Annotated in this window: 23 protein-coding genes, 1 tRNA gene and 1 rRNA gene; 21 read left to right on the forward strand and 4 right to left on the reverse strand. The window is 64.0% G+C overall.

What is annotated here, in order from left to right:
- From rrf to der, 20 genes are all read left to right on the forward strand, one after another.
- Positions 1 to 115, forward strand: a 5S ribosomal RNA gene (gene rrf, locus GBB11_RS00005); the annotation flags it as partial.
- 161 nt (positions 116 to 276) lie between these two features.
- Positions 277 to 1446 carry a lipopolysaccharide assembly protein LapB gene (locus tag GBB11_RS00010; RefSeq protein ID WP_151548511.1) on the forward strand — a complete coding sequence of 390 codons (1170 nt, stop codon included), beginning with the start codon at positions 277 to 279 and terminating at the stop codon, positions 1444 to 1446.
- Between the two features lie 116 nt (positions 1447 to 1562).
- Positions 1563 to 2582: an HAD-IIA family hydrolase gene (locus GBB11_RS00015; protein WP_151548512.1), complete on the forward strand. Its 1020-nt coding sequence runs from the start codon at positions 1563 to 1565 to the stop codon at positions 2580 to 2582.
- A gap of 18 nt (positions 2583 to 2600) precedes the next feature.
- On the forward strand, positions 2601 to 2789 hold the full coding sequence (locus GBB11_RS00020) for a hypothetical protein (RefSeq protein ID WP_151548513.1): 189 nt from the start codon (positions 2601 to 2603) through the stop codon (positions 2787 to 2789).
- Positions 2789 to 3610: a TlyA family RNA methyltransferase gene (locus GBB11_RS00025; RefSeq protein ID WP_151548514.1), complete on the forward strand. Its 822-nt coding sequence runs from the start codon at positions 2789 to 2791 to the stop codon at positions 3608 to 3610. Before GBB11_RS00020 ends, GBB11_RS00025 begins: the two co-directional genes overlap by 1 nt.
- Positions 3607 to 4590, forward strand: a complete 984-nt coding sequence (locus GBB11_RS00030; protein WP_151548515.1) for an NAD kinase — start codon at positions 3607 to 3609, stop codon at positions 4588 to 4590. Before GBB11_RS00025 ends, GBB11_RS00030 begins: the two co-directional genes overlap by 4 nt.
- 82 nt (positions 4591 to 4672) lie before the next feature.
- The gene (gene recN, locus GBB11_RS00035) at positions 4673 to 6406 is read left to right on the forward strand and encodes a DNA repair protein RecN (protein WP_151548516.1); all 1734 of its coding nucleotides are present in this window, start codon (positions 4673 to 4675) and stop codon (positions 6404 to 6406) included.
- 75 nt (positions 6407 to 6481) lie between these two features.
- On the forward strand, positions 6482 to 7687 hold the full coding sequence (gene steA / locus GBB11_RS00040) for a putative cytokinetic ring protein SteA (protein WP_151548517.1): 1206 nt from the start codon (positions 6482 to 6484) through the stop codon (positions 7685 to 7687).
- Positions 7688 to 8716: a copper transporter gene (locus tag GBB11_RS00045; protein WP_151548518.1), complete on the forward strand. Its 1029-nt coding sequence runs from the start codon at positions 7688 to 7690 to the stop codon at positions 8714 to 8716.
- A gap of 96 nt (positions 8717 to 8812) precedes the next feature.
- Positions 8813 to 9460, forward strand: a complete 648-nt coding sequence (locus GBB11_RS00050) for an NUDIX hydrolase (RefSeq protein ID WP_151548519.1) — start codon at positions 8813 to 8815, stop codon at positions 9458 to 9460.
- Between the two features lie 6 nt (positions 9461 to 9466).
- On the forward strand, positions 9467 to 10378 hold the full coding sequence (gene xerD / locus GBB11_RS00055) for a site-specific tyrosine recombinase XerD (RefSeq protein WP_151548520.1): 912 nt from the start codon (positions 9467 to 9469) through the stop codon (positions 10376 to 10378).
- Positions 10379 to 10551: 173 nt separating this feature from the next.
- Entirely contained in the window at positions 10552 to 11424 is an 873-nt protein-coding gene (locus GBB11_RS00060; RefSeq protein WP_151528838.1) for a ParA family protein, read from the forward strand.
- Positions 11425 to 11464: 40 nt separating this feature from the next.
- On the forward strand, positions 11465 to 12295 hold the full coding sequence (locus tag GBB11_RS00065) for a ScpA family protein (RefSeq protein WP_151548983.1): 831 nt from the start codon (positions 11465 to 11467) through the stop codon (positions 12293 to 12295).
- A gap of 82 nt (positions 12296 to 12377) precedes the next feature.
- Entirely contained in the window at positions 12378 to 13202 is an 825-nt protein-coding gene (locus tag GBB11_RS00070) for a sulfurtransferase (protein WP_151548521.1), read from the forward strand.
- A gap of 41 nt (positions 13203 to 13243) precedes the next feature.
- A complete protein-coding gene (scpB, locus tag GBB11_RS00075; RefSeq protein WP_151548984.1) occupies positions 13244 to 13774 on the forward strand; it encodes an SMC-Scp complex subunit ScpB in 531 nt (176 codons plus the stop codon).
- 207 nt (positions 13775 to 13981) lie between these two features.
- Entirely contained in the window at positions 13982 to 15271 is a 1290-nt protein-coding gene (locus tag GBB11_RS00080) for an adenosylmethionine--8-amino-7-oxononanoate transaminase (protein ID WP_255441570.1), read from the forward strand.
- Positions 15272 to 15380: 109 nt separating this feature from the next.
- Positions 15381 to 16067: a dethiobiotin synthase gene (gene bioD / locus GBB11_RS00085; protein ID WP_151548523.1), complete on the forward strand. Its 687-nt coding sequence runs from the start codon at positions 15381 to 15383 to the stop codon at positions 16065 to 16067.
- A 26-nt stretch (positions 16068 to 16093) separates the two neighbouring features.
- Entirely contained in the window at positions 16094 to 17041 is a 948-nt protein-coding gene (locus tag GBB11_RS00090) for a pseudouridine synthase (RefSeq protein ID WP_192796006.1), read from the forward strand.
- A gap of 22 nt (positions 17042 to 17063) precedes the next feature.
- Complete coding sequence (gene cmk / locus GBB11_RS00095; RefSeq protein WP_151548524.1) at positions 17064 to 17849, forward strand: (d)CMP kinase; 786 nt, start codon at positions 17064 to 17066, stop codon at positions 17847 to 17849.
- Positions 17846 to 19525 carry a ribosome biogenesis GTPase Der gene (gene der / locus GBB11_RS00100; protein ID WP_151548525.1) on the forward strand — a complete coding sequence of 560 codons (1680 nt, stop codon included), beginning with the start codon at positions 17846 to 17848 and terminating at the stop codon, positions 19523 to 19525. Before cmk ends, der begins: the two co-directional genes overlap by 4 nt.
- A gap of 90 nt (positions 19526 to 19615) precedes the next feature.
- Here the strand turns inward: der and GBB11_RS00105 are convergent, their stop codons facing one another.
- From GBB11_RS00105 to GBB11_RS00120, 4 genes are all read right to left on the reverse strand, one after another.
- On the reverse strand, positions 19616 to 20452 hold the full coding sequence (locus GBB11_RS00105) for a PASTA domain-containing protein (protein WP_151548526.1): 837 nt from the start codon (positions 20450 to 20452) through the stop codon (positions 19616 to 19618).
- A 212-nt stretch (positions 20453 to 20664) separates the two neighbouring features.
- Positions 20665 to 20738: transfer RNA gene (locus GBB11_RS00110), tRNA-Pro, on the reverse strand.
- Between the two features lie 77 nt (positions 20739 to 20815).
- Positions 20816 to 21259 carry a YchJ family protein gene (locus GBB11_RS00115; RefSeq protein WP_151548527.1) on the reverse strand — a complete coding sequence of 148 codons (444 nt, stop codon included), beginning with the start codon at positions 21257 to 21259 and terminating at the stop codon, positions 20816 to 20818.
- Positions 21252 to 22454, reverse strand: a complete 1203-nt coding sequence (locus GBB11_RS00120; RefSeq protein WP_151548528.1) for an alpha/beta fold hydrolase — start codon at positions 22452 to 22454, stop codon at positions 21252 to 21254. The genes GBB11_RS00115 and GBB11_RS00120 overlap by 8 nt, the downstream gene beginning before the upstream one ends.
- Positions 22455 to 22717: 263 nt before the next feature.
- Here GBB11_RS00120 and secA2 point away from each other — a divergent pair, with 263 nt between their 5' ends.
- Positions 22718 to 25033: an accessory Sec system translocase SecA2 gene (gene secA2 / locus GBB11_RS00125; protein WP_192796341.1), complete on the forward strand. Its 2316-nt coding sequence runs from the start codon at positions 22718 to 22720 to the stop codon at positions 25031 to 25033.
- Positions 25034 to 25185 lie beyond the last annotated feature (152 nt).

Consider the following 25185-nt stretch of genomic DNA (forward strand, 5'->3'; position numbering starts at 1 on the left):
CGGTGGTTATAGCATCGGGGACACGCCCGGTCCCATTCCGAACCCGGAAGCTAAGCCCGACAGCGCTGATGGTACTGCACCCGGGAGGGTGTGGGAGAGTAAGTCACCGCCGACCTAAAACTTCACAGTGCAACATAGTAAGGATGTGATAGGTAAGAAGGAGTATTCTCTGCTTACCTATCACATCCTTTTTTTGCATGCCCAAGCCAGAACTGCTCTAATCTAGAGCCCATAGAGCACGACCACAGAGCCCAAGAAAGGGTGTCACAACCTCCCATGGCAGACAACGACGGACGCCACCGCGATAACTCCTCCCACTCCCAACGCCGCGACCACGGCCATAAGCACAGCGGCGGTGGCAACCGCGGATCCCAGGGACGCTCGCGGGGTGACCGTGAGCACCGCGGCTACAAAGACCGAGATGGTCGCCGCTGGGAGGAGCGAGGAGATCGCCGCCAGCGCGATGACCGCCGAGATCGCCGAGACCACCGCGGTCGTGATGAACGTGGCTACCGTGGCGGTGATAGGCGAGAGCGCTATGAGCGGGGCGATAACGAAGAGCGCCGCCATAACGGACAGCGCCGCGACCGCGATGATCGCGGCTACCGCGGCGGCGAACGCCGAGGCGGGCAGGACCGCGACTCTGATCGTCGCAATCGCCGCAACGACGGCCCGCGGGGTGGTTCTCGCGGCCACGCACAGCGCGGCGGCCGCAACCGCACTCCGGGCTATCGCAGCGGCGGAACCCGCGCCAACTTCCGCAATGAAAAAGAGCGCGCCCGCCAGAACGAGCCGGCCATTCCGGAAGATATTAACTGGAAGGACCTCGACCCCTCTGTCCGCCAGGACCTGCGGAGCTTGTCAAAGGACAACGCTGAGCGCGTCGGCGCCCACATGGTTGCTGCTGCCGCCTTCATGGCAGAGGACCCCGTGAAGGCCCTCGCTCACGCCCGTGCCGCCAAGGACCGCGGCGGTCGCGTCGCTGTGGTGCGCGAAACTGCAGGTATCGCCGCCTATCACGCTGGTGAGTGGAAGGAAGCCCTCTCCGAGCTGCGCGCCGCGCGTCGCATGAGCGGCGGGCCTGGTCTTCTCGCGGTGATGGCGGACTGCGAGCGCGGCCTCGGGCGCCCGGAAAAGGCAATCGAGATCGCCCGCGAAGAATCCACCTCCGGTATGAGCAAGTCCGATAAAGCCGAACTCGCGATCGTGATCGCCGGCGCTCGGCGAGATTTGCAGCAATTCGACGCCGCCGTGCTCGAGCTGGAACGCTTCGGCCTAGAGGATATCGAGCCGGACTTGAGCGCCGCCCGCTTGCACTACGCCTATGCCGATGCCCTCATCGATGCCGGCCGCAGCGGCGAGGCAAAGAAGTGGTTTGAAAAGGCCATCTCCGAAGACCACGAGGAGCTTCTCGACGCCCGCGCCCGCCTCGCCGAGCTCGGCTAAACGAGGCCACATACCCGAGATCCCCGTGTCCGCCACCACCCGCACCAACGTGGGTGGTGGCTGCGCTATGCAGGGGCTCTCGGTGCCACGCTGCGCGGTGGGTAGAATGATGTGCCATGTGCCTGAGCAAGAATTTTGACCTGCTGATTTTCGACCTCGATGGAACGGTCTACGCCGGCGGCGATCCTATCGAGCACGCCGTGGAATCCATCACAGCGGCAGATATGAACTGCCAATACGTGACCAATAATGCCTCTCGCGCCCCCGAGGTCGTCGCCCAGCAGCTTAGCTCCCTAGGCTTAACGGTGAGCCCTGGTGATGTACTTACCTCCGCCCAAGCCGCCGTGGCGATGCTCGCCAAGGAAGTCGAGACTGGGGCACAGGTGTATGTGCTCGGCGCGGACTCCTTCAAAGAACTCACCCGCGATGCCGGCTTCGAGGTCGTCGACTCCGCCGATGATCGCCCGGCCGCAGTGCTGCACGGCCACAGCCCCGCCACCGGGTGGGCGGAGCTCTCCGAGGCCGCCCTCGCCATTGGGCGAGGGGCACGCTATTTCGCCTCTAACCTGGATACCACCCTGCCCATGGAACGTGGCCTGCACGTGGGCAATGGCTCCATGGTGGCGGCCGTGGCCACGGCCACCGGCGTCACCCCGCAGTCCGCGGGCAAACCAGGGCCCACCATGTTCCTCGCGGCAGCGCACCGCGCCGGCGCCCGCCGGCCGCTGTCTATCGGCGATCGCTTGAACACCGATATCGCTGGAAGCGTGGCCGCAGGAATGCCGAGCCTGCATGTGCTCACCGGCGTCAGCGGCTGCTGGGACGTGCTTAACGCCCCGGTCGCAGAACGCGCTACCTATGTGGCCGCAGACATGAGGGCGCTGGATCTTGCTGCCGACGCCGTGGATCCCTTCCACAGCGATAGCCACGGCAATTTCACTGCCACCTTTGACGCCGCCCGCGGCGAGCTGACTATCGGTGGCACGGCCATCGATGACGACGATGCCGCCTTCGAGGCCCTCCGCGCCGCACTCGGTGCCGTGTGGAGCGACAGCGAGGACTCTCATGCGCTCACCGCCGCCGCGGTGCGCACCACCTCCGATGCGGCCGAGCGCGCCGTCGCGCAGTGGTGGTAGACGGTGGCGCTACAGTCCATGCCCACCCCCGGTGATCTCTATGCCGTTCAGAGCGGCAAGGGAGAGGACGACGTCGATAAGCTCAAAGAAGAGGTGACTGCGCTCTTAGAGCAGCCGACCGCCGATGCGGCGGAGGAGGCGCGCGTGCTGGCGCAGGCCCATGAATTGGTGCATCAGGCCTTGGAAAGAAAAGTAGAAGGATCCTAGTGAGTGGACGCAGACGGCTCGATCAGGAGCTGGTGAAGCGCAAGATCGCCCGGTCGCGGGAACAAGCCCAGCAGATGATCCGCGAAAAAAGGGTGATGGTGGCGGGCATGCTGGCCACCAAGCCAGCTACCCAAGTGACTGGGGATATCTCCATCAAGGTGCAGCAGGCCGACACCGATCAGTGGGCCTCCCGCGGGGCGCACAAGCTACTCAGCGCGCTCGAGGCCTTCCGCAAGGAAGGCCTCAGCCTCACTGACAAGCAGATCATCGATGCCGGCGCCTCGACCGGCGGGTTCACCGATGTGTGCCTCCAGCAGGGGGCGGCGCAGGTCCACGCCGTGGATGTCGGCTATGGCCAGCTGGTGTGGCGGCTGCAAAACGATGCGCGGGTGCATGTGCTTGACCGCACCAATATTCGGCATCTCACCCCGGAGATGCTCGGCGGGCAGGCCGACATGATGGTGGGCGATCTTTCCTTCATCTCCTTAAAGCTGGTGCTGCCGGCTATCGTCTCTTGCCTGCGCGATGGGGCGGAGCTGCTGCCGATGGTCAAGCCCCAATTCGAGGTGGGCAAAGATCGTATCGGTGCCGGTGGCGTGGTGCGCTCAGCGCAGCTGCGTCAGGAGGTGGTGCGCGATGTCATCGACGCCGCCGCCGAGTTGGGGCTCAGTGTGCGCGGAGTCGTGGCCAGTGGCCTGCCCGGCCCTGCCGGCAACGTAGAGTATTTCCTGTGGTTGATCAAGGATGGCGGCGCGAGCCAGCCTGCCGCCGCACGCATTGACGCGATGGTTCGTCACGCCATCGAGGAGGGACCCCAATGAGCAACACGGCACCTGACACCCCCGCGCACCCCGCCGCGGCCCAGGAGCACACCACGCGCAGCGTTTTGCTGGTGCCACACACCGGACGCAGCTCGAATGTGGAGGCCGCCGCGCGCGCCGCAGAATTGCTTGTCGACGCCGGCATCGAGGTACGGGTATCTGTCGATCCGCAGGCAGCGCCCTTAGACAGCCACCCCATCTTTTCTCGGCTCAAGCAATTCGGCCACGATGTCTCGGCCACCGAGGGCGTGGAGATGGTGCTCGTACTCGGCGGCGATGGCACCTTCCTCCGTGGTGCCGACCTAGCCTATTCCGCGGACCTGCCGGTGCTCGGCATCAACCTCGGCCATGTGGGCTTCCTCGCCGAATGGGACTCCGATTCGCTCGACCTAGCTATCGAGCGGGTGGTGGCCCGTGATTATGAGGTGGAAGACCGCATGACCATCGAAGCGGTGGTGCGGGGGCCGAATAACGAGGTGGCTGGGCGGAGCTGGGCGCTGAATGAAGTGAGCGTGGAAAGCCTCAACAGTCGGGGAGTGCTGGATGCGATCCTCGAAGTGGATGGCCGCCCCGTGAGCTCCTTCGGCTGCGATGGCGTGCTCGTGTCCACCCCCACCGGCTCCACCGCCTATGCCTTTTCCGCGGGAGGACCGGTGCTGTGGCCGGAACTCGATGCGATCCTGGTGGTGCCCAATAACGCCCACGCGCTCTTCGCTAAACCGCTAGTGGTCAGCCCGGATTCGCAGGTGGCGGTGGAATCGGTGTCCACGACCTTCCCCGCCCAGGCAGTGATGGATGGTTTCCGCCAAGTAGCCATGCCGCCGGGTTCACGCATCGAGATCAACAAGGCTGCCACCCCAGTGCGCTGGGTGCGGCTCGACTGCAAGCCCTTCGCCGATCGTCTCGTGACCAAATTCCGTCTTCCCGTGGAGGGCTGGCGCGGCCCCTCGGCCGCCAATAATCCGCACGCTACAGCGTGACGACGCCGTCTTCCTGCCAACTGGCGCTCGCGGGCGCATCCTCAACGCACAGCTGAACCCCGCTTCCGCTACGCTTTAAGGCATGCTTGCTGAACTGGCGATCAACAACGTAGGCGTAATCCCCTCGGAGAGTGTCGAATTCTCGGGGGGATTAAGCGTGCTCACCGGCGAAACCGGCGCGGGTAAGACGATGGTGGTCTTTGGTCTGCGCATGCTCGCCGGCGACCGCGCTGACGCCTCCAGGGTGCGCAGTGGAGCCAGTGAAGCCGCCGTGGAGGGCCGCTTTTCCACCGCCGGCATGGCCAGCACCCAGTGCGCCACGGTGGAAGAGATCGTGAGCGAAGCAGGGGGAGCGCGCGATGAAAATGAGGAGTTCATCGCCACCCGCGTAATCAAGTCCACCGGCCGCTCGCGGGCGCATCTGGGCGGACGCTCGGTGCCGGCCGCGACCCTTAAACACTTCGCGGGGGAGATGCTGACCATTCACGGTCAAAACGATCAGCTGCGCCTGGTCAGCCCCGAGCACCAGCGCGCCGCCCTGGATCGCAGCGACGAGGCCATCGCGCCCCTGCTCGCTACATACACCGAGTGCTACACCACCTGGCGCAACCTGGCGCGCGATCTTGCCCAGCGCACCGCCTCGCGCCGTGAGATGGCCCAGGAAGTCGATCGTCTCCAGTTCGCCATTAACGAGATCAGCACTGTGGATCCCCAACCCGGGGAAGATACCGAGCTGCAGGCCATGATCCGCCGGCTGCAGGACGTCGACACCCTGCGGGAGCAGGCGCAGAACGCCCTTGTTGCCCTCGACGGCATGGAGGCATTAGGCGATGGCGGCTTCGATGAGCAGGCCTCGGCCTCCGACCTGCTCGGGGAAGCCAGCGGCGCGCTCGCCGGATCCGATGACCCGGATCTTTCCCAGCTGGCCGAGCGTCTAGAAGAACTCACCAGCCAGCTGGGCGAGATCAGCGGCGAGCTCGGCATGTTTCTTTCCACCCTGCCCTCGGATCCGCAGGCGCTGGAGGAGTCCCTGCAGCGGCAGCAGGATCTGAAATCCCTCACCCGCAAATACGCCCCCGATATCACCGGGGTGCTGGCGTGGAAAACCAAAGCAGAAGCCAAGTTGGCCAGCATTGATACCTCGCCGGAGGCGCTGGAAGAGTTGAAAAAGAAGGTCGCGTGCGCGGAGAAGAAACTCACTGCCGCCGCGAAGAAGCTCAGCGCCGCCCGTGCCCGAGCCGCCACCGCCTTGGAACAGGACGTGACCGCGGAAATCCGAGGACTCGCCATGCCCAAGGCGGAGTTTGTGGTCTCCCTCGAGGCATGCGCACCGACACCCTACGGCGCAGAGACCGTGGAATTTCGCCTTGCCGCCCACCCCGGGGCCAGCCCCCAACCTATCGCGAATGCGGCATCCGGCGGTGAGCTCTCCCGTGTGATGCTCGCGCTCGAAGTGGTGGTGGCTCAATCTCAAAGCTCCACCACCTTAGTATTCGACGAGGTGGATGCCGGGGTTGGCGGGCGCGCCGCCGTGGAGATCGGACGCCGGCTGGCGCGACTCGCCCAGCGCAATCAGGTGATTGTGGTGACGCACTTGCCGCAGGTGGCCGCCTATGCGGATCAACACCTGCACGTATCGAAGGATGTCTCCGATTCTTCTGTGACCTCGGCCGTGGAGGATCTCACGGGGGAACGCCGCGTCGAGGAGCTGGCGCGCATGTTGGCCGGATTGGATGACACCGAAACCGGTAAGGCCCACGCCACGGAGCTACTCGCCACCGCGGCGCGGGACAAAGAGGGCTTTCTTCGCGGCTAAGAAAATATCGCAGCGGAGGGGATTTGTGCAGCGCGTCCGCGCGCCTCACCCACTTCAGCGCCGAGAACTTGCACAATGGCGGGCATGAGTCTGTTCTCGAAGAGCGATGACCTCCCAGGTGTGCACGCCACTGCCCGCGACTGCACGGCACGGGGTCGCGGATGGAAGAAACTATCGGAAGGCGATATTGCCGTCGTAGACGCCCCGGATATCACCCGTGCGCAGGCGCAACGGCTTATCGACGCCCGCCCGGCGGCCGTGGTGAATATCGCCCAGTTCTCCACCGGCGCTATGCCTAACTTTGGGCCGCAGCTAATGGCGGATGAGGGCATCATGCTGGTCGAAGGGCTCGGTGCCGAGGCGTGGTCGACGCTGAAGAACGGCAAAAAAGCCCGTCTCACCGACGAGGGCGAGTTCTTCCACGGCAGCAGCCTTATCGGCTCCGGTGACGTGCTCACCGCAGACGAGGCGTTGAGCCGCTTCGGTGAAGCGCAGCAGACCCTGGTGGATAATATGGAAGCCTATTTTGGCAATACCACTGAGTTCATTCGCTCCGAGTCGCCGCTGCTCATCGATGGTATCGGCATCCCCGATATCGATTCCGATCTCAAAGACCGCAAGGTTGTGGTGCTCAGTCCGGGGCGGGGCCATCGCGAAGAGCTGAAGCGCCTGCGCAACTTCATTCGCGAATACAGCCCCGTGCTCATCGGCGTTAATGCCGCCGCGGATACTCTCGTCGAGGATGGCTATACCCCCGATATCATCGTCGGTAACCCCACCACGATCGGCGCGGACGCTCTCCGCTCGGGGGCGCTGGTGATTCTGCCGGCCGACCCAGATGGCTATGCGGCCGGGTTGGAGCGCATCCAGGACCTCGGGGTGGGCGCGATGACCTTCCCAGCAGCCACCGAGTCCGCGACGGATCTCGCGCTGCTGCTCGCCGATTATCACGGCGCCTCGCTGATCGTGAACGTCGGCGCCGTCTTCGACTTACAGCACATGTTTGCCAACGCCGAGACAGCCACCCCCTCGGGCCTGCTCACCCGCGCCAAGGTGGGCAATAAGCTCGTCGATGGCCACGCTGTGGCCGATCTCTACACCGTGCGTTCCAGTGCCTCGCTCGGGTGGATGTGGGCATTGCTCGGCATCCTTGTTGCTCTCGCCGTCATCGTGGTTATTGCCGGCACCAGCGGCGATGCTAGTTTCACCCAGAACCTCGTGGACACCTGGAATAGCTTCGCTCTCGCTGTGCAGGACCTTGTGAAGGGATGGTTTAACTAGATGGGTACAACATCCGGATCAGCCTCCATTGCCATTGCTGGCGCCGCCTTCGGCGTGGCAGCTGGCGTGCTCTTTGGCACCTATGCCCTGGCCCCGAACTTGCCGGGAGACAGCGTCGGCATGCTAAAGAGCGAGAGCTCTAAGAAGCTCGACGCGCTCGAATCTCAGTCCGAGATCGCCGCCGCGCAGGCGGATGCCGCGGACTCCGTGGCCCGCAATGTCGCCGAGGCCGTGGTCCAAGGAACCCTCAACGACACCCCCGTGCTGGTGCTGCGCACCCACGACACGGTCGGCGAAGACTTCGACGTGATCAACGATCTCTTGGCTAAGGCCGGTGCCAGCAGCGCCGGCTCCATCACGCTCGACGAGACCTTCTTCAGCCCCGCTGGCGCGGACAAGCTGAAGTCCATCGTCACCGCCACCTTGCCGGCGGGGGCCCAGCTCTCCGAGGAGCGCCTCGACTCCGGCTATCACGCCGGCGAGGCCCTCGCCCAGGCGCTGCTCCGCAAGCCCGATAGTGAGGAAGGCCGGGCCTCGGATGCGGACCGCGATGCCCTGCTCGGCGCGCTGAAGGAAGCCGGCTACCTCGACTATGACGAGGGAAGTCTGTCCCCGGCCGCGGCCGTGGTGATCCTCAGCGGTGATTATGAGAACACCGGCGATAGTGACAACGCCGGTGACGTGGCCAAGACCGCGAAAAACCTCGCTGATTTTGCGGAGGCCATGGACGGTCGCGATAGCCCCACCGTGTTGGCCGGGCGCTACTCCGCGGCGGCCGAGAATGGCCCCTTGGGCATCGTGCGCGCCAACCCCGATGCCGCCGAGGGCGTGAGCACCGTGGATTCCATCAACCGCGCCTATGCCCGCATGAGCGTGGTGCTGGCCGTGAAGCAGCAAATCGACGGCGGCAGCGGTGCCTATGGAGCCGCTCCGAACGCCGAGGCTGCGCATCCGCCGAGCAGCAATACACCTGTCGATGGCGCGGTTGTTGACGCCACCGGCGACGCCGCCGAGGACAACGCCGAATAGGCCCAGTCGCGGCAGAATTGAGAACTGGCGGGCTGATGCGTAGTAGCATTCAGCCCGCCACACGTATTTGGCCCCCACCCAGAAAGAACCCTCACCATGAGCCACGAATTCACCGTCGAAGATTCCGAGATTCTCAACGAGTCGCCCATTCTGGCGCTGCGTCGCGACACGGTCACGATGCCTGGGGGTAGCTCGGCGAAGAGGGAGATCATCGAGCACTTCGGTGCTGTGGCGGTGGTGGCACAGCGCGACTCCGGCGAGATCGCGATGGTGCGCCAGTACCGTCATTCGGTGCAGCAGCGGCTGTGGGAGCTACCGGCTGGGCTGCTCGATGTGGCCGAGGAGCCGGCCCTGCGCTGCGCCCAGCGGGAACTCCAGGAGGAGGCGGGCTTGAGCGCCACACGCTGGCATGTGCTGTGCGACGTCGTCTCCTCGCCGGGCTTTTGCGAAGAGGCTATTCGCATCTTCTTGGCACGCGATCTCACAGAGGTGCCGCGGCCTGAGGCGGTGGATGAGGAAGCAGATATGACCCTCGAATGGGTGCCATTGGAGAAGGCCGCCGCCGCGGTCCTGCGCGGGGAGATCGTCAATTCCATCGCGATTTCCGGAATTATGGCTGCCTACTACGCAGCAGAGCATGAGGGCGTGCTGCGTAGCGTGGACACCCCCTTTGAGCTGCGCCCGACTCGTTTGGCGGCCCGGCGTGCTGCGCTGTGGGGCGATGGAGACCTGAAGCGGGTGTAGCTGGTTGTGACTCCCGATTCTCTTGCCGAGCGCTGGCTCGTGCACCTGCGCGTGGAGCGCGGTCTTAGCGCCAATACGCTCTCGAACTATCGCCGCGATGTCCTGCGTTATCTTTCATGGCTGGACGTGCAGGGGGTGCGGGATCTCGCCGCCGTGGATGCCAGCATGGTGGAAACATTCTTAAGCGATATTCGCCGCGGCGGGTTGTCAGTGCGCTCGGCGGCGCGGGCGCTCTCGGTGGTGCGCGGGATGCACGCCTTCGCCCTCGAGGAGAACGCGGTGGCGGCCAATGTGGCCAAGGAAGTTACGCCGCCGAGTCCACCGCAGCACCTGCCGGATACGCTCAGCGTGGCGCAGGTGACAGCCATGCTCGATGCGGTGCCGCAGGGGGAGCACGCCTCGGCGGTAGACTTGCGCGATCTGGCGGTTCTCGAGCTGCTCTATGGCACCGGCGCGCGTATTTCTGAGGTGGTGTCTTTGCGTGTCGACGACATCTCCGGGATCGAAGAAGGGGCACTCCTGCTCAAAGGCAAAGGTGATAAACATCGCGTCGTTCCCGTCGGCGGTGCCGCCCATAGGGCAGTGGCGGCCTATATGGTGCGGGCGCGGCCGGCGTTGAACACCAAGGGCGATCATCACCTCTTTCTCAACCTGCGCGGCGGGCCCTTGTCGCGACAGTCCGCGTGGGCGCTGGTGAAGCGGGCTGCGGCGCGGGCCGGTATCACGGAGTCGATCTCCCCGCACACCCTGCGGCATAGCTATGCCACCCACTTGATCGAGGGCGGCGCTGATGTGCGCGTGGTGCAAGAGCTGCTGGGGCACTCGTCTGTGACGACCACGCAGATTTATACTCATATTTCGGCGGATGCCCTGCGCGAGTCTTGGGCGGCGGCACATCCCCGCGCAAGGGAAAAGTAAAGCATAAAACCTTGACTTAAGGGTGCTGTGCAACGCGCCGTCGATAAGCGTAGGGTGAAGCGCTGCCGCCCGTGTAATCTATGGGTAAAGAACACTGATGTGATTCGAGTGATCTCGCGTGTGGGGCGCGCCGCGAACCAGCGGGCGAGATAGTCAAGGAAGAAGGGTTGATCGTGGGAGAGCAGGGATTGTTCGACAAGCCAGAGGACGAGTACGGCTTGACGGGCCGACCCCTGCGCACGCTGCCCGAACCGGCGCCGGTGGATCGTCATGGTCCAGCGCACATCATTTCGATGGTGAACCAGAAGGGCGGAGTAGGCAAGACCACCTCCACGATCAACCTCGGCGCCTGCCTCGCGGAGCTGGGGCGCAAGGTGCTGCTGGTGGATCTCGATCCGCAGGGCGCGCTGACCGCAGGCTTGGGTATCGCCCATGATGAGCTGGATCTGACCATTTATGACGTCATGCTGGACTCCCGCTCGTCGATCCTGAACGCGATTCATAGCACCGCCATGCCAGGTCTGGATCTTGTGCCCGCCAATATCGATCTATCGGCGGCCGAGATTCAGCTGGTTAATGAGGTGGGGCGCGAGCACACTTTGGGGCGCGCGCTGCGGCCGGTGCGCAAGGATTATGACTTCATCATCCTGGACTGCCAGCCGTCCTTGGGCTTGCTCACGGTGAACGCTTTGGCGGCCTCGCATGGGGTGATCATCCCCATGGAATGCGAGTACTTCTCGCTGCGCGGACTGGCGCTGCTCACGGACACCGTGGAGAAGGTGCGCGACCGCTTGAACTTCGATTTGGAGATCACCGGCATTTTGGTGACCATGTTCGACCGCCGTACCTCACACGCTCGCGAGGTGATGTCACGGGTGATCGAGGTGTTCGAGGATCAGGTCTTTGACACCGTGATCACCCGCACGGTGCGTTTCCCCGAAACCTCGGTGGCGGGCGAGCCCATCATCATGTGGGCGCCCAGCTCCCAAGGATCGCAGCAATATCGTGAGCTGGCGAAGGAAGTCATTGAGCGCAGCGAAATCTAGCGCCGCCAGCTCCACCTCCCGTGCCGCAGGCAGGGCGACCCTGCGGCAATCCCAAGAGGCGATCGAGGCGTCCTCGCAGCCGGAAATTCCCGGCTTTCAGCTCAGCCTGCACAATTTCACCGGGCCTTTCGATCTCCTGCTGCATCTGATCAATCGCCGGACCCTCGAGATCACCGAGATCGCCCTCAGCGAAGTCACCGACGAATTCATCTCCTACACCAAACAGCTCGGCGAGATGCACGACCGACTCGATGAAACTACCGAGTTTGTGCTCATCGCCTCCACCTTGCTGAGCTTGAAGGCCGCGCGCCTGCTGCCGCACTCAGGAGACGAGGACATCGAGGACGCCGAGGTTCTCGAGATGCGCGATCTGCTCTTTGCTCGCCTGCTGCAATACCGCGCCTACAAGAAGGTGGCCGATCTCTTTGCAGAGTGGCAGCGCAGCGCCCAGCGTCGCTATCCCCGGGACGTGGCCTTAGAGGAGCGCTTCGCCGAGCTGCTGCCGCCGGTGCACCTGGGCATGGACGCCCAGGGTTTCGCGCAGCTCGCCGCGGGCGTTTTTCGCCCCCGCCCGCCCGAGGAGGTTTCCACCTCGCATCTGCACTTCCAGCCGGTATCCGTGCCGGAGCAGGCCGGTAAACTGCTGGGCCTGCTGAAATTCATGGGCGCATCCCAATGGGCCAGCTTTGCCGCGCTGACCAAAGACTGCGGGGTGAGTATGGAGATCGTCGGCCGTTTCCTTGCCCTCCTGGAGCTCTATAAGGCCCATGCGGTGCAGGTGGAGCAAGAAGAAGCGCTGGGAGAGTTGCGGGTGGCGTGGACCGGCAAAGATGTGGACCCCGCCGTGGTGGCCTCCGCCAACTGGTCCTAATCCCGCCCCGGCGCGTCTGCGGTTATGCCGCGGGGGCACTCGCCGGCACCGGTGTCCGCTCCGATGCCTATAGTTGGGTGACATGAACGCAGTAGTATCTCCGACATGGTTGGCCGAGCGCCTGAATGAGAATCCAGAGAGCATCGTGGTGCTTCTCGCGGCGATGGGACGCCCGCGCGATAGCTATACCGTGATTCCTGGCTCGAAGCTGGCCGATATTGAGACCGAGTTTTCTGATACCAGTGATCCGCGGCCGCATACCGCTCCCGCCGATCTGGCGCGCGTTTTCGCCCAGGCTGGGGTGCGCGCCGATACCACGGTGGTGGTCTATGACCGGCACGGCATCATGGTGGCCCCGCGTATCTGGTGGCTGGCCCGTCAGGCAGGCATCGACGATGTGAAGGTTCTCGATGGCGGTCTGCCGGCATGGACTGCCGCTGGATTCAGTACCGAGGAGATCTCGCGCGAGCAGGCGCTGGAGTGGACCAGGAGCGAGGCGGGTGAGCTCGACACCACCGAGCGGAACCTGCTCGTGGACATGGATGAGGTGGAGGACGCTCTCGCCGCCGGCCGGCCCGTGTTCGATGCCCGCAGCGCCGGTCGCTTCGACGGCACCGAGCCCGAACCGCGGGAGGGGCTGGCCTCTGGCCACATGCCAGGGTCGATCAGTATTCCCTTTAGCTCGCTTCTCGACGATAACCAGCAGCTTCGCGACGCCGCTGTGCTCAAGGAGCGCTTTGGTGAGCGTGCCGCCGATGAGGAGCTCATCATGAGCTGCGGCTCGGGTGTGACCGCCTGTGTGCTGGCGCTGGCCGCCACCGAGGCGGGCGCGGAGAATGTCAAGGTCTATGACGGTTCCTGGTCCGAGTGGGGAAATCCAGCCAATAACAAGCCGGTAGCGCCCTAGTGACAGAGCAGGACACCACCTACCCAGCACCCGTCAGCGGGATGCGGGCGCGTCTCGAGGCCATCATGTTGGTGATCGATGCGCCCGTGTCCACGGCGCAGCTCGCCCGCGTGCTGGAGACCACCCCAGCGTTGGTGGAACAGGAGCTGCGCGCCATGGCCGCGGAATTTGATGCCCGCGGCAGCGGCTTCGATCTGCGCGAAAGCGAGGACGGCTGGCGGCTCTATACCCGATCCGACTACGCCGATAGCGTGGAGCGTTTCGTGCTCGATGGGGAGAAAACGAAGCTCACCCGCGCCGCCTTGGAGACGTTGGCTGTGGTGGCCTATCGTCAGCCGGTGACCCGCGCCCAGGTGGCCGCGGTGCGCGGGGTGAACGTTGACGGCGTGATGCGCACCTTGGCGCAGCGGGGATTAATCCGCGAGGTCGATCCGCCCGAGCCGAGCACGGGCGCGCATCGCTATGAGACCACGCAGCTCTTCCTCGAGACTCTCGGAATCGAGGATCTCGGGGCCTTGCCCTCCTTGGCGCCACTGCTTCCGGACGTGGAATCCATTGAGGAACAGTTCTGAGAAGATAAAACCTAAACGCCGTTCAAATGCGATGTAATGGGCGGAATTAAACAACGTCCAAGTGCTGCTGTAAAAGTCCGCCGGTAATGGCCAAAGCCCATGGTGAAGGGGTGTAGCCTAAAGGGCGTGGTTCACCAGTTGCATAACACCAGCGCCCCATCCGCAGCCCCGGATACTACGCATCAGCCCGCCGCGGCACAGAGCCGACTGCGTAGCAGCACGGATCTTCTCGACTTCGATCGCCGCCATGTCTGGCATCCCTATGGCCCCATGCCTGCGGCCATGCCGAGCCGACTCGTCAGCGCCGCCGAAGGCGTCTACCTTGAGCTCGATGGTGGCATCCGAGTGATTGACGGAATGAGTTCCTGGTGGGCGGCCTGCCATGGGCACCGCCACCCGGCCTTAGTGGCCGCCGCCCAACGGCAGATCGACACCATGCCGCATGTGATGTTTGGCGGTCTCACGCACGCCCCAGCAATTGAGCTCGCCGAGCAGCTCGTAGATCTCACCCCGGCGGGACTAGACAAAGTGTTTTTCGCGGATTCCGGCTCTGTTTCGGTGGAGGTCGCGATCAAAATGGCGCTGCAGTATCAGCGCGGTCAGGGACACCCTGAGCGCACCGGCCTGCTCACCTGGCGCTCCGGCTATCACGGCGATACCTTCGGCGCGATGAGCGTGTGCGATCCCGAGGGCGGGATGCACTCGCTGTGGCAGGGCGTGCTTGCTACCCAGCGCTTCGCGCCCCCGCCGCCGGTGCGTGGCTGCGACCCAGCCGAGAGCGAACGCTATCTGCGCCAGATGGAGGAGCATATCGACGCAACCACGGCGGCGATCATCATCGAGCCCGTGGTACAAGGCGCCGGCGGCATGCGCTTTCATGATCCCGCCCTCGTGGCCGGACTCCGCCGGCTGTGTGATCGCCATGATCTGGTGCTCATTGCCGATGAGATCGCCACCGGTTTTGGCCGTACAGGCGAGCTATTCGCCACCAGCGGCGCCGGTATCACCCCCGATATTATGTGCGTGGGCAAGGCCCTGAGCGGCGGGTTTATGACGCTCGCAGCCGCGCTGACCACCGCGGAGGTGGCGGCGGCTATTTCCAGTCCCGCCGGCGGCGGCGCCCTCATGCACGGCCCCACCTTCATGGGCAACCCGCTGGCCTGCGCCGTGGCCGGAGCCAGCGTGGAGCTGATCGCCTCGGGCTATTGGCGAGAGAGTGTGCCGCGGATCGAAGCTGAGCTCACGGAGGGGCTCGAGGGGCTCGCCGATCAACCCGGCGTGGCGGATGTGCGGGTGCTCGGCGCTATTGCCGTGGTGGAAATGGAGAAGGCGGTAGACATGGAGGCCACCACCGCCGCCGCTCTAGCGGAGGGCGTGTGGCTGCGGCCTTTCGGCCGGCTCATCTATGCAATGCCGCCCTTTATTTCCAGCAGCGAACACATCGCCAGCATTACCCGGGCGCTGCGTAGTGCGGCCGCAGCGGCACTGCAGAACTAACTCTGCCCGCGTCGCCTCAGCCGCCAACTCAGTAGCGCGCCAGCACCTCTGAGCACCGTATTCACCTTGCGGCACGCCGTGCCGCACATCCGCGAAGGAGCCGCCCACCATGGCCATTGTTGTGATCACCGGAACCAATACTGATGTGGGAAAAACCTATGCCACCGCCGCGCTGGCGGCCGTTGCCAGCGATATGGGCCTAGAAGTCACCGTGGTGAAACCCGCCCAAACCGGAGAGCCGGAGGGGCAGGGGGATCTCGCCACCGTGCAGGCACTCTGCTCAGCGGTGGAGCGGGTGGTGGAATATGCCCGCTATCCCGAGCCGCTTGCCCCCAATATCTCGGCCCGGCGCGCCGGCATGGAACAGCTGGAGCTGGAGCCCACCGTGCAGCAGATCGCGGAACTCGATGGCCCGGGTCGGTTGGTGCTCGTCGAAGGTGCCGGCGGGCTGCTGGTGCGGATTGCCGACGAGTGGACTATTGCCGATGTGGCCGCTCGCCTAAAGGCGCCGCTCGTGGTGGTCACCTCGGTGGGGTTGGGCTCGCTCAACCTCGCAGAGCTCAGTGTGGAAGCGGCCCGGGCCCGCGGAATCACGGTGGCGGGATTGATCGGCGGCAGTGTGCCACCGGAGCCAGATCTTGCGACCCGGCTCAATCTTGAGGAATTTAGTGTAGTCACGTCCACGCCCTATGTGGCGAGTGTGCCGCAGGGACAGGCGCGGCTGGACGATGAGACTGCCGCGCGCACTCTGATAGCTCATTTGACCGGCTGCGGTGATACACTGGGCGGTCGATAATTGCACCGCAAGTTTTAGGAGCATACATGACATCTTCCGCTCGCCGAGATGGCACACCGGACAACAAGGGCTTCCGCTCGCGTTCGTCTCATAGTGCCGAGTCGGCTCAACCGAATTCCATCGAGCAGCCCGAGCAGCGCGCCCAGCGCGGCAGCTCCATCTACGTCTCGCAGGCGAAGCCGGCGCGACACCAGCACGTCAGTCCCGAGGACATTACCGCCAACCCCTCCCACGACAAGGGCGAGGGCGTGCGTTTGCAAAAGGTGCTTGCCCAGGCCGGCGTGGCCTCGCGGCGCATGTCCGAGCGTCTCATTGATGAGGGGCGCGTCGAGGTCAATGGCCGTATCATCACCACACAGGGGGTGCGCATCGATCCGAATAACTCGGTGGTGCGCGTCGATGGGGTGCGCGTGCGCATCGATGAGAACCTGCAGTACTTCGTACTCAATAAGCCCCGCGGCATGCAGTCCACCATGAGCGATGACATGGGTCGGCCCTGCGTGGGCGACATCGTGGGGGAGAAGCTTTCCGCCGGACAACGGCTCTTCCATGTCGGTCGCCTCGACGCCGACACCGAGGGTCTGCTGCTGCTGACCAACGACGGCGAGTTGGCGAACCGGCTCATGCACCCGCGCTATGAGGTATCGAAGACCTATGTGGCCAATGTGCTCGGCGAGGCCGACCGGAAGCTCATCCGGCAGCTGCGCGAGGGCATCGAGCTCGAGGACGGCATCGCGAAGGCAGACAAGGTGAGCATCATTGATGCCAACCAAGGTCGCTCCCTGGTGCGCTTGGACCTGCACGAGGGCCGCAAGCACATTGTGCGCCGCATGCTCAAAGAGGCCGGCTATCCCGTCCAGCGATTGGTGCGCACCAAGCTGCACACCGTGCAGCTGGGCGAGCAGACTCCGGGCTCGCTGCGGGCGTTGAACGACTCCGAGCTGCGCAGCCTCTACAAGGCTGTGGAGCTCTAGACCAAGGGGCGTGTGACCAACTATGAAATGCAGCATTGCTAATAAGCCCGCAGGCGGCCTGATCGTGGCCATCGATGGCCCCTCCGGTACCGGCAAATCCAGCGCCTCCCGCGCCTTGGCCACTCGGCTGTGCGCCAAGTACCTCGATACCGGTGCGATGTATCGCGTCGCCACCTTGCACGTGTTGCGGCGTTCCATCAAACCCGATGACACCGCTGCCGTTGTTGAGGCAACCGTGCACCTGCCGCTGGCAGTCAATGACGATCCTGAGTCCACTGAGGTACTGCTCAATGGCAAGGACGTGTCGCAGGAGATCCGTGGGCCCGAGGTGACCAAGGCTGTCTCTGCGGTGTCCGCGATCCCGCAGGTGCGCGAGAACCTCGTGCGCCTACAGCGCACCTTGGCCGCCTCCGCAGGGCGCTGCGTAGTAGAAGGCCGCGATATCGGCACCGTGGTGCTTCCAGACGCACCCGTGAAGGCCTATTTGACCGCCAGCCCCGAGGTGCGTGCCGAAAGGCGCCATAAGCAAAACCGCAAGGAGGGCCGCGGTGGCTATTTCGAGGACGTGCTGGCCGATGTGAAACGCCGCGACCAGGCCGATTCTTCTCGCGCCGCATCGCCGCTGAAGCCGGCCGAGGACGCGACCATCATCGATACCTCAGACATGAGCTTCGAGGAGGTCCTCGACACCTTGATGGCCTTGGTCGAAGACTCCGCCATCGCCGCTGATACCGGCTCTGCATCTGCGGGCACGGAGACGGCGTCGACAAGCACCACCGATACCACCACCGAGAGGAGGCGATCATGAGCACCACTCACAGCGCTGGAGACAGCGAGAACCACGAGGATCTCGATCGCGACACCGAGTTCGTCTACGCCGTAGCTGATGGCGGCGAACTGCCCGCCGATGAGGCCTTCACCGAAGAGGAGGTGCTTACCCCAGGCGAGGGCTATGGCGCCTCCGACTTTGATGAAGACGATTTCGCCGAAGCCGACTTTGGCGAGGTCTACTACGCATCAGGCTATGGCACCGAGGATCTTGAGGACCTCGAGGTCGAGGGGCCCGTGGATGAAAACGATCCCCGCTTTGGCCCTGATGGTCCCCGCACCGAGGAAGAGTGGGCGGAGCTCGAGGCCGCGTTGGGGATCACCTCCCCAGAGATCGTAGAAGAACAGCTGTGCACCGTGGCGATCGTGGGCCGACCCAATGTGGGCAAGTCCACGCTGACGAACCGCTTTTTGGGTCGCCGCGCCGCCGTGGTGGAGGACTTTCCTGGGGTGACTCGCGATCGCGTGAGCTATCTCGCGGAATGGAATGGTCGCCGCTACTGGGTGCAAGATACCGGCGGCTGGGACCCAGACGCCAAGGGCATGCATGCCGCCATCGCCCGCCAAGCAGAAAACGCCATGGCCGAGGCCGACATCATCCTGTTCGTGGTCGATACCACGGTGGGTATCACCGATGCGGACGCGGTGATGGCCCGCAAGTTGCACCGCGCCGACGTGCCGGTGCTGGTGGTGGCCAATAAGTTTGAATCGGATGGCCAATACGCTGAGATGGCGGAATTCTATGCGCTCGGCCTCGGGGATCCCTACCCGGTATCCGCTCTGCATGGTCGCGGCGGTGCCGATGTGCTCGACGAGGTCGTGCGGCTATTCCCCGACACGCCCAAGGCGGCCTCTATTACTTCGGGGCCGCGTCGCGTGGCGCTGGTGGGCAAGCCGAATGTAGGTAAATCCTCGCTGCTGAACAAGCTCACCGGCCAGGACCGCGCGGTGGTGGACAATGTTGCGGGCACCACTGTGGACCCGGTGGATTCCTTGGTGCAGCTGGATAATCAGTTGTGGAAGTTCGTGGATACCGCGGGTTTGCGTAAGAAGGTCAAGCATGCCCGCGGCCACGAGTTCTACGCCTCTTTGCGCACCAAAAACGCCATCGACTCCGCCGAGGTGTGCGTGCTCTTGGTCGATTCCTCGCAGCCGATCACGGAGCAAGATCAGCGCGTGCTCGGCATGGTGATCGAATCCGGTAAAGCCCTGGTGATCGCCTATAACAAGTGGGATCTGATGGACGAGGACCAGCGGGATCTGCTGGAGCGTGATATCGAGGAGAAACTCGCGCATGTGCCGTGGGCGCGGCGCGTGAACATCTCCGCGAAAACGGGGCGTGCCCTGCAGAAGATCGAGCCCATGCTCATCGAGGCGCTGGAGAGCTGGGACACGCGCATTTCTACAGGAAAGCTCAATAACTGGGTGCGAGAAACCATTGCCCAGAACCCGCCGCCGATGAAGGCTGGCCGTCTGCCGCGCGTGCTCTTCGCCACCCAAGCCTCCACCCGTCCGCCCGTGATCGTGCTGTTTACCACCGGCTTCCTCGATGCCGGCTATCGCCGCTACCTGGAGCGCAAGTTCCGCGAGTCCTTCGGTTTCGAGGGCTCGCCGGTGCGCATCGCCGTGCGCGTGCGCGAAAAGCGGAAGCGCTAATACGCTCCTAGCACGCTTATCGACGCAGCAATGCCCCTCAACCTTGATGGTTGAGGGGCATCGTTGTCTGCTGTTGCGAGCTAGAAGGAGCTACTCGATGACCAAGGTGATCGGTGTGGCCTTATCCGTCTCGGTGGCGACGGGCGGATCCACCCGAGTGACTGTGCCGGTGAGCAGATCCGTGCCGCTGATCTCGGCGCCGTTGGCATCGACGGTGCGGACATCGGAGAAGCCGCGCGCCTTGAGCTGAGCCACAGCCACCACACCGTTATCGTCGAGTACATCCGGAATTTCTGCGGCGGGGGCCTGTACCTCAGAGGTGAGCGATTCGACAGATTCGCGCAGGCGGTTAGTTTCTTCCTCTAGGCGCTGCTGCACCTCGGGATCCTCGGTGGGGGCGGGGGCCTCCGGTTCGACGGTCTCGGTGACGGTCTCTGGCGGTGGCGGGGTAGTGGACTCGGTTGCGGAGTCCTTATCGCCGCCGAAGGCAAACATGCCCAACACCACGGCCAGCACGACTAGGGCGAGCACCGCGATCACCCACGGCAGGGAAGAGGACTTTTTCTCCTCTTGCGGCGGCACATAATTCGGCGGAGGATAGGCGGCTGCCTGCGGCTGGGCTGGGGGTTGTCCCTGCGGCTGGCCCTGGGAATAACCAGGCTCCTCCTCCAGCGGTGCGTAGTACTGGCGCGGGCGCTCCCCAGCAGGCTGCTGCTGGCCGCCCTGCGGGCCGAGATACTGTGTCTGATCGGTGCGCGGCGGCTCACCCGGCGCGCCACGATACTCGCTCGTGGCGAAGTCCTCGGCATCGTCGTAGTGGCCATAGGAATCCCCGCGCCCTTGGGGCGAGGTGTCGCGCGGAATGAAGCGAGTGGGCTCGTCGTCGTAGTCCTTCCACGAGTCTCGGTGGCGATCGTCGGTCATCATCTGTCCTTTCCGCACGCGCCGAGGCTCTATCGGCGGCACATCGCTGTCAGTAGGCTCGAAGCCATCGTCTCAAGGGTAGTGGGATACGCCAATATCTACCAAGCACCTGCCCGCCGCGAAGAGCGCTGCATTCCCTGCGGGCACGGCCGGCGCGGTTGTGGCAAGGAAAAAACCGCAGACCGGACGATGTCCGGCCTGCGGCCTCTGAAGAGTCGGACTGACAGGATTTGAACCTGCGACCCCTACACCCCCAGTGTAGTGCGCTACCAAGCTGCGCCACAGTCCGAAGTTGTTCACCCGCGCCACGGGGGCGGCGTGTTCCAACAGCGAGTAGATTACAGCAGTGTTGGCCGGAGAGTCCAATCAGCAGGTCAGAGGCATTCTCTTGGTGTAGAACCAGAGCCCGGCGCGGCGGCGGAACAGAGATCGTTCCCGTTGAATAAAGGGGCCGTTCGGGCCGCGATGATAGGCGGCAAAACTGACCGTTCCTACATCGTCCATGGGGCCGCCCTGGGTGGTCTCGAGAATGTCGAGCCGGTAGAGTCTCACCGATTCACCATTAAGCGATAAACGCGCCGGCGTATCCTCTGGTGCCCAGGTGGCGAGTAGATAGTCGCCGTGGCCTACAGCGAAGGCGGTGAAGCGGGCGCGCATGGTGGCCTCGGCCGTGGGGGCCGGCGGCGCACAGGTAACATCCCAGGAGCACCTGATTCCGTGGTAGATACCGCAGCACTCGCCGTAGTTCTGCCCAGAGCAGCAGGGGCAACGGTCATCCGCATCAAGGATGCGACCCGGCGCGTTAGTCATCGATATCCTCGATCCGGACGTGGGAGAGCATGGCGGCGACAGGGGAGTTGTCGCGCGCAGCGAGCAGTTCTGCGCGCTGCTCATCGCTGAGATTGCCGATCAGGGAGATATTGCGGCGCAGCACCGGCTGGTCGGAGTCGGCCCCGACCACCGTGGTCACGGAGACCCGGACGTCCTCCAGCTCGCGAATGCGCGACTCGCGGGCGGCAGCGCGGATTTCCTCGGAGGTGGCCGCGGCGAGCGCAGCAATGAGCAAGGAGCTGGGCGCGATACCGAGGTTTTTGCCGCCGAGTTCCTTTTCGCGGTCGGTGGTGAAGCTGCGTGAGCCGGTGTGGACCAAGTCCGTGAATGCTCCGGCGGGAATGGACTGTGCTTGGGCCACGCCCTCGGGCAGGACATCCTCGGCTTCGGAGTCGGCCGTCGATTGCAGATAAGGGCTTACCCACGTGGCGATGAGATGCGCGGCGCGCTGCGCGGCCCCAGGGCGGGTGGCCAAGTGATCGACCTTATCCAACGCCACCAGTGACTTCGGGTAGCGGGCGCAGAGGAAGATCTTCTGGGCATTATCAATGCCCACCGTCTGGTCCACGGGGGAGTGCAGCAACAGCAGGGGCACCTTGAGCCGGTGCAGGTAGCTTTCCGGATTGACCTCGGCGAGATCCTCGAGGAATTCGCGGGAAATAGTGATATCGCGCCCGCCGAGCTTCAGGGTCACTGCGCCATGCTCATCCACATCGCCGATACGGTCGGCGAAATGCAGCACGGCGTGCGCGGGGTCGAAGGGGGCGCCAATAGTGGCCACCGCGCGGATTCCGCGCATGCGCTCGATCGTGCTGGCGGATACGGCCCGCAGTGCGGCCGCCCCGCCGAGGGAGTGCCCCACTAGTAATTGCGGTGCCTCGTAGTTGCTCTCGAGCCACTCATAGGCGGCGCGGATATCGGCGACATTTGAGCTAAACGAGGTGCGGGAAAACTCGCCTTCTGATTGTCCCAGGCCCGGGAAATCGAAGCGCAGGCAGGCGATGCCCTCATCGGCGAGTGTCTTGGACACGCGAGAGGCCGCCGGGGTGAAGCGGGAGCCAGTGAAGCAGTGGACAAACATGGCGAAGGCTTTGGGAGTGCCATCGGGAAGGTCGAGGGTTCCTGCCATGAGCGAGCCGGTGGAGGACGGTAGTTTCACTGAGACTGAGTGCATGCTGCCCAGTCTAATCAGTGTTCGCCGCGGCTTCACCGACGCCTCAGCGCCTCTCTATAAAGGCCTTCCGAGCTGGGCATTTAGGCAAGCAATGGGCGGCTGAATGGTGCCGGATTTCTTGGAGAGGTGGGATGAGTGCGTCTGGGAGGCTGCCGAGAGTGTCTGGGGCGAGCGCTAAGCTGGAACACCGATAGCACGCGATGACTTCTGGGGTGGGCCCACGGCCAATCTTGGGAGCTGTTCGAGGAGGATGGCCAAAAACAGTGGCTGGCATGAAGTGGTTTTGGAAGGCGCTCGGAGCGAAGGAGACCAAGCACGAGAAGAAGAGCTTTGGTATAGCCGAGCAGGCGCAGCAGATTCTGCGCAGCGAGGGCTCCGCTCTTGGCGGCGACCATGCCGCGGCGGTGGCGGCGGAGTGTTTATCCGGCAGCCCCCGTGCCGCGGGTACCACGATCAGCGATATGCCACGGCTTCTCGCCGCCATTGGCGCCTGCAGTGCCGCTGCCCATGACGAGGAGCCGTTTATCTCGCAGTACCAGGCCGCGCAGCGGCTGCTGGCCGGCGATGTGATCCAGATGGCCACCGGTGAGGGAAAGACGCTGGCTGGGGCCATGGCGGCGGTGGGCTTTGCCCTGCAGGGCCAGCGGGTGCATGTGATCACGGTCAATGACTATCTTGCGCAGCGCGATGCCACCCGGATGGAGAGCGTGTTCCGCCCCTTTGGAGTGAGCGTGTCGTTCATTTCGGAAAAAATGACTGCAGCGCAGCGTCGTCACGCCTATGCCGCGGACGTGGTGTACAGCTCGGTCAATGAAATTGGATTCGATGTCTTGCGGGATCAGCTCATCACCCGCGCCGAGGATGCGGTGCAATCGGGTGCGGATGTGGCGATCGTCGACGAGGCCGATTCGGTGCTGGTGGATCAAGCTCTGGTGCCGCTGGTGCTGGCGGGCACGGATCAGTCCACGGCGCCGACCGGGCGGATCACCGAAATAGTGCGTCGACTCAAAGAAGGCGAACACTTCGATGTCGATGATGAGCGGCGCAATGTGTTTCTCAATGACGCTGGCGCGCACTATGTGGAAGAGGTCCTGGGCATTGACACTCTCTACGACGAGGAGCACATCGGCACTACCTTGGTGCACGTCAATCTCGCGCTGCACGCCCAAGCGCTGCTGATTCGGGATGTGCACTATATCGTGCGCGAGGGCAAGGTTTCGCTTATCGACGCCTCCCGCGGGCGCGTCGCCGACCTGCAACGATGGCCTGACGGGCTGCAAGCCGCGGTGGAGGCAAAAGAAGGTCTAGTGGTGTCTGATGGCGGGCGCATCCTCGATACCATCACGCTACAGGCGCTGATGAAGCGCTATCCGCTGGTTTGCGGCATGACCGGCACCGCGGTGGAGGCCACCGATCAGCTGCGCCAATTCTATGACCTGCGGGTATCGGTGATCGAGCGGGATACGCCGCTGCAGCGCTTCGATGAACAAGACCGTATCTATGCCACCATCGCCGAGAAGAACACGGCGATTGTGGAGGAGATCGACAAGTTGCATCGCCGGAACCAGCCGGTGTTGGTGGGCACCCACGACGTGGCCGAATCCGAGGAGCTGGCCGCAGCCCTTGCAGAGCGCGATATCCCGGTCAGCGTGCTCAATGCGAAAAACGATGCCGAGGAGGCCACCATCGTCGCTGAGGCCGGCGATCTCGGGCGGGTGACGGTCTCCACCCAGATGGCCGGCCGCGGCACCGATATCCGGCTCGGCGGCGCCGATGAGGCCGATCACGACGCCGTGGTGGAGCGTGGCGGACTTGCCGTGATCGGTACCGCGCGGCATCGCACCGCCCGACTCGATAATCAGCTGCGCGGGCGTGCCGGACGCCAAGGTGATCCCGGTAGCTCGGTGTTTTTTGTTGCCCTCGACGATGATGTGGTGCATGCCGGCGGCGGGGGCACGCAGATCCACGCCCGCCCAGATGCTGCCGGAGCTATAGATTCGAAGAAGGTGCGCGACTTTATCGAGCACTGTCAGCGCGTCACCGAAGGCCAGCTGCTGGAGATCCACGCCCAGACCTGGAAATACAACAAGCTGCTGGCAGATCAGCGGGTGATCATCGATGAGCGGCGCCAGCGCCTGCTGCATTCCGAGCAGGCACTCGAGGAGTTCCGGCAGCGCAGCCCCCAGCGCACCGCTGAGCTGGAGAAGACAGTGGAGCATGAGACGTTGGTGCAGGCTGCCCGCGAGATCATGCTCTATCACTTGGACTATGGCTGGAGTGAGCATCTCGCGCTTCTCGACGACGTCCGCGAATCCATTCACCTGCGGGCCATTGCGAAAGAAACACCCATCGACGAGTTCCACCGCATTGCCGTTTCCGAGTTCAAACAGCTCGTGCAGCAGGCCGTGGATGATGCCGTGCAGAGCTTCGAGGACGTGCTGATCGATAACGAAGGTGCGCACCTCGGCGATGAGGGGCTCGTGCGCCCCTCGGCCACATGGACCTACATGGTCAATGACAACCCCTTGTCCGGCAGCGGTAAATCGGTGATGGGCGGGATATCAGGAATGTTCCGATAACTCCCCTCATCACCGGCGTGTGATGAAGCTCATAGGCCATGCCGGCCGTGGGGGAGGCTGCCCAGCGCGCTAAGGTTTTGTTACGCAATCGTAACGGGCTCAGGCACTGGGCTTACACACCCAAGAGCTACTACGCCACGTATGATGTAGAC

The sequence above is a fragment of the Corynebacterium sp. 74A genome (assembly GCF_008930665.1).
GTDB lineage: Bacteria > Actinomycetota > Actinomycetes > Mycobacteriales > Mycobacteriaceae > Corynebacterium > Corynebacterium megadyptis.

Coding starts and splice junctions, on each gene's coding strand:
- cmk (WP_151548524.1), top strand. CDS start 17,064: ATGAAATGCAGCATTGCTAATAAGCCCGCAGGCGGCCTGATCGTGGCC.
- GBB11_RS00120 (WP_151548528.1), bottom strand. CDS start 22,454: ATGCACTCAGTCTCAGTGAAACTACCGTCCTCCACCGGCTCGCTCATG.
- GBB11_RS00010 (WP_151548511.1), top strand. CDS start 277: ATGGCAGACAACGACGGACGCCACCGCGATAACTCCTCCCACTCCCAA.
- steA (WP_151548517.1), top strand. CDS start 6,482: ATGGCGGGCATGAGTCTGTTCTCGAAGAGCGATGACCTCCCAGGTGTG.
- scpB (WP_151548984.1), top strand. CDS start 13,244: ATGCGGGCGCGTCTCGAGGCCATCATGTTGGTGATCGATGCGCCCGTG.
- GBB11_RS00115 (WP_151548527.1), bottom strand. CDS start 21,259: ATGACTAACGCGCCGGGTCGCATCCTTGATGCGGATGACCGTTGCCCC.
- recN (WP_151548516.1), top strand. CDS start 4,673: ATGCTTGCTGAACTGGCGATCAACAACGTAGGCGTAATCCCCTCGGAG.
- GBB11_RS00070 (WP_151548521.1), top strand. CDS start 12,378: ATGAACGCAGTAGTATCTCCGACATGGTTGGCCGAGCGCCTGAATGAG.
- GBB11_RS00030 (WP_151548515.1), top strand. CDS start 3,607: ATGAGCAACACGGCACCTGACACCCCCGCGCACCCCGCCGCGGCCCAG.
- GBB11_RS00045 (WP_151548518.1), top strand. CDS start 7,688: ATGGGTACAACATCCGGATCAGCCTCCATTGCCATTGCTGGCGCCGCC.
- GBB11_RS00090 (WP_192796006.1), top strand. CDS start 16,094: ATGACATCTTCCGCTCGCCGAGATGGCACACCGGACAACAAGGGCTTC.
- GBB11_RS00105 (WP_151548526.1), bottom strand. CDS start 20,452: ATGATGACCGACGATCGCCACCGAGACTCGTGGAAGGACTACGACGAC.
- GBB11_RS00020 (WP_151548513.1), top strand. CDS start 2,601: ATGCCCACCCCCGGTGATCTCTATGCCGTTCAGAGCGGCAAGGGAGAG.
- bioD (WP_151548523.1), top strand. CDS start 15,381: ATGGCCATTGTTGTGATCACCGGAACCAATACTGATGTGGGAAAAACC.
- der (WP_151548525.1), top strand. CDS start 17,846: ATGAGCACCACTCACAGCGCTGGAGACAGCGAGAACCACGAGGATCTC.
- GBB11_RS00015 (WP_151548512.1), top strand. CDS start 1,563: ATGTGCCTGAGCAAGAATTTTGACCTGCTGATTTTCGACCTCGATGGA.
- GBB11_RS00050 (WP_151548519.1), top strand. CDS start 8,813: ATGAGCCACGAATTCACCGTCGAAGATTCCGAGATTCTCAACGAGTCG.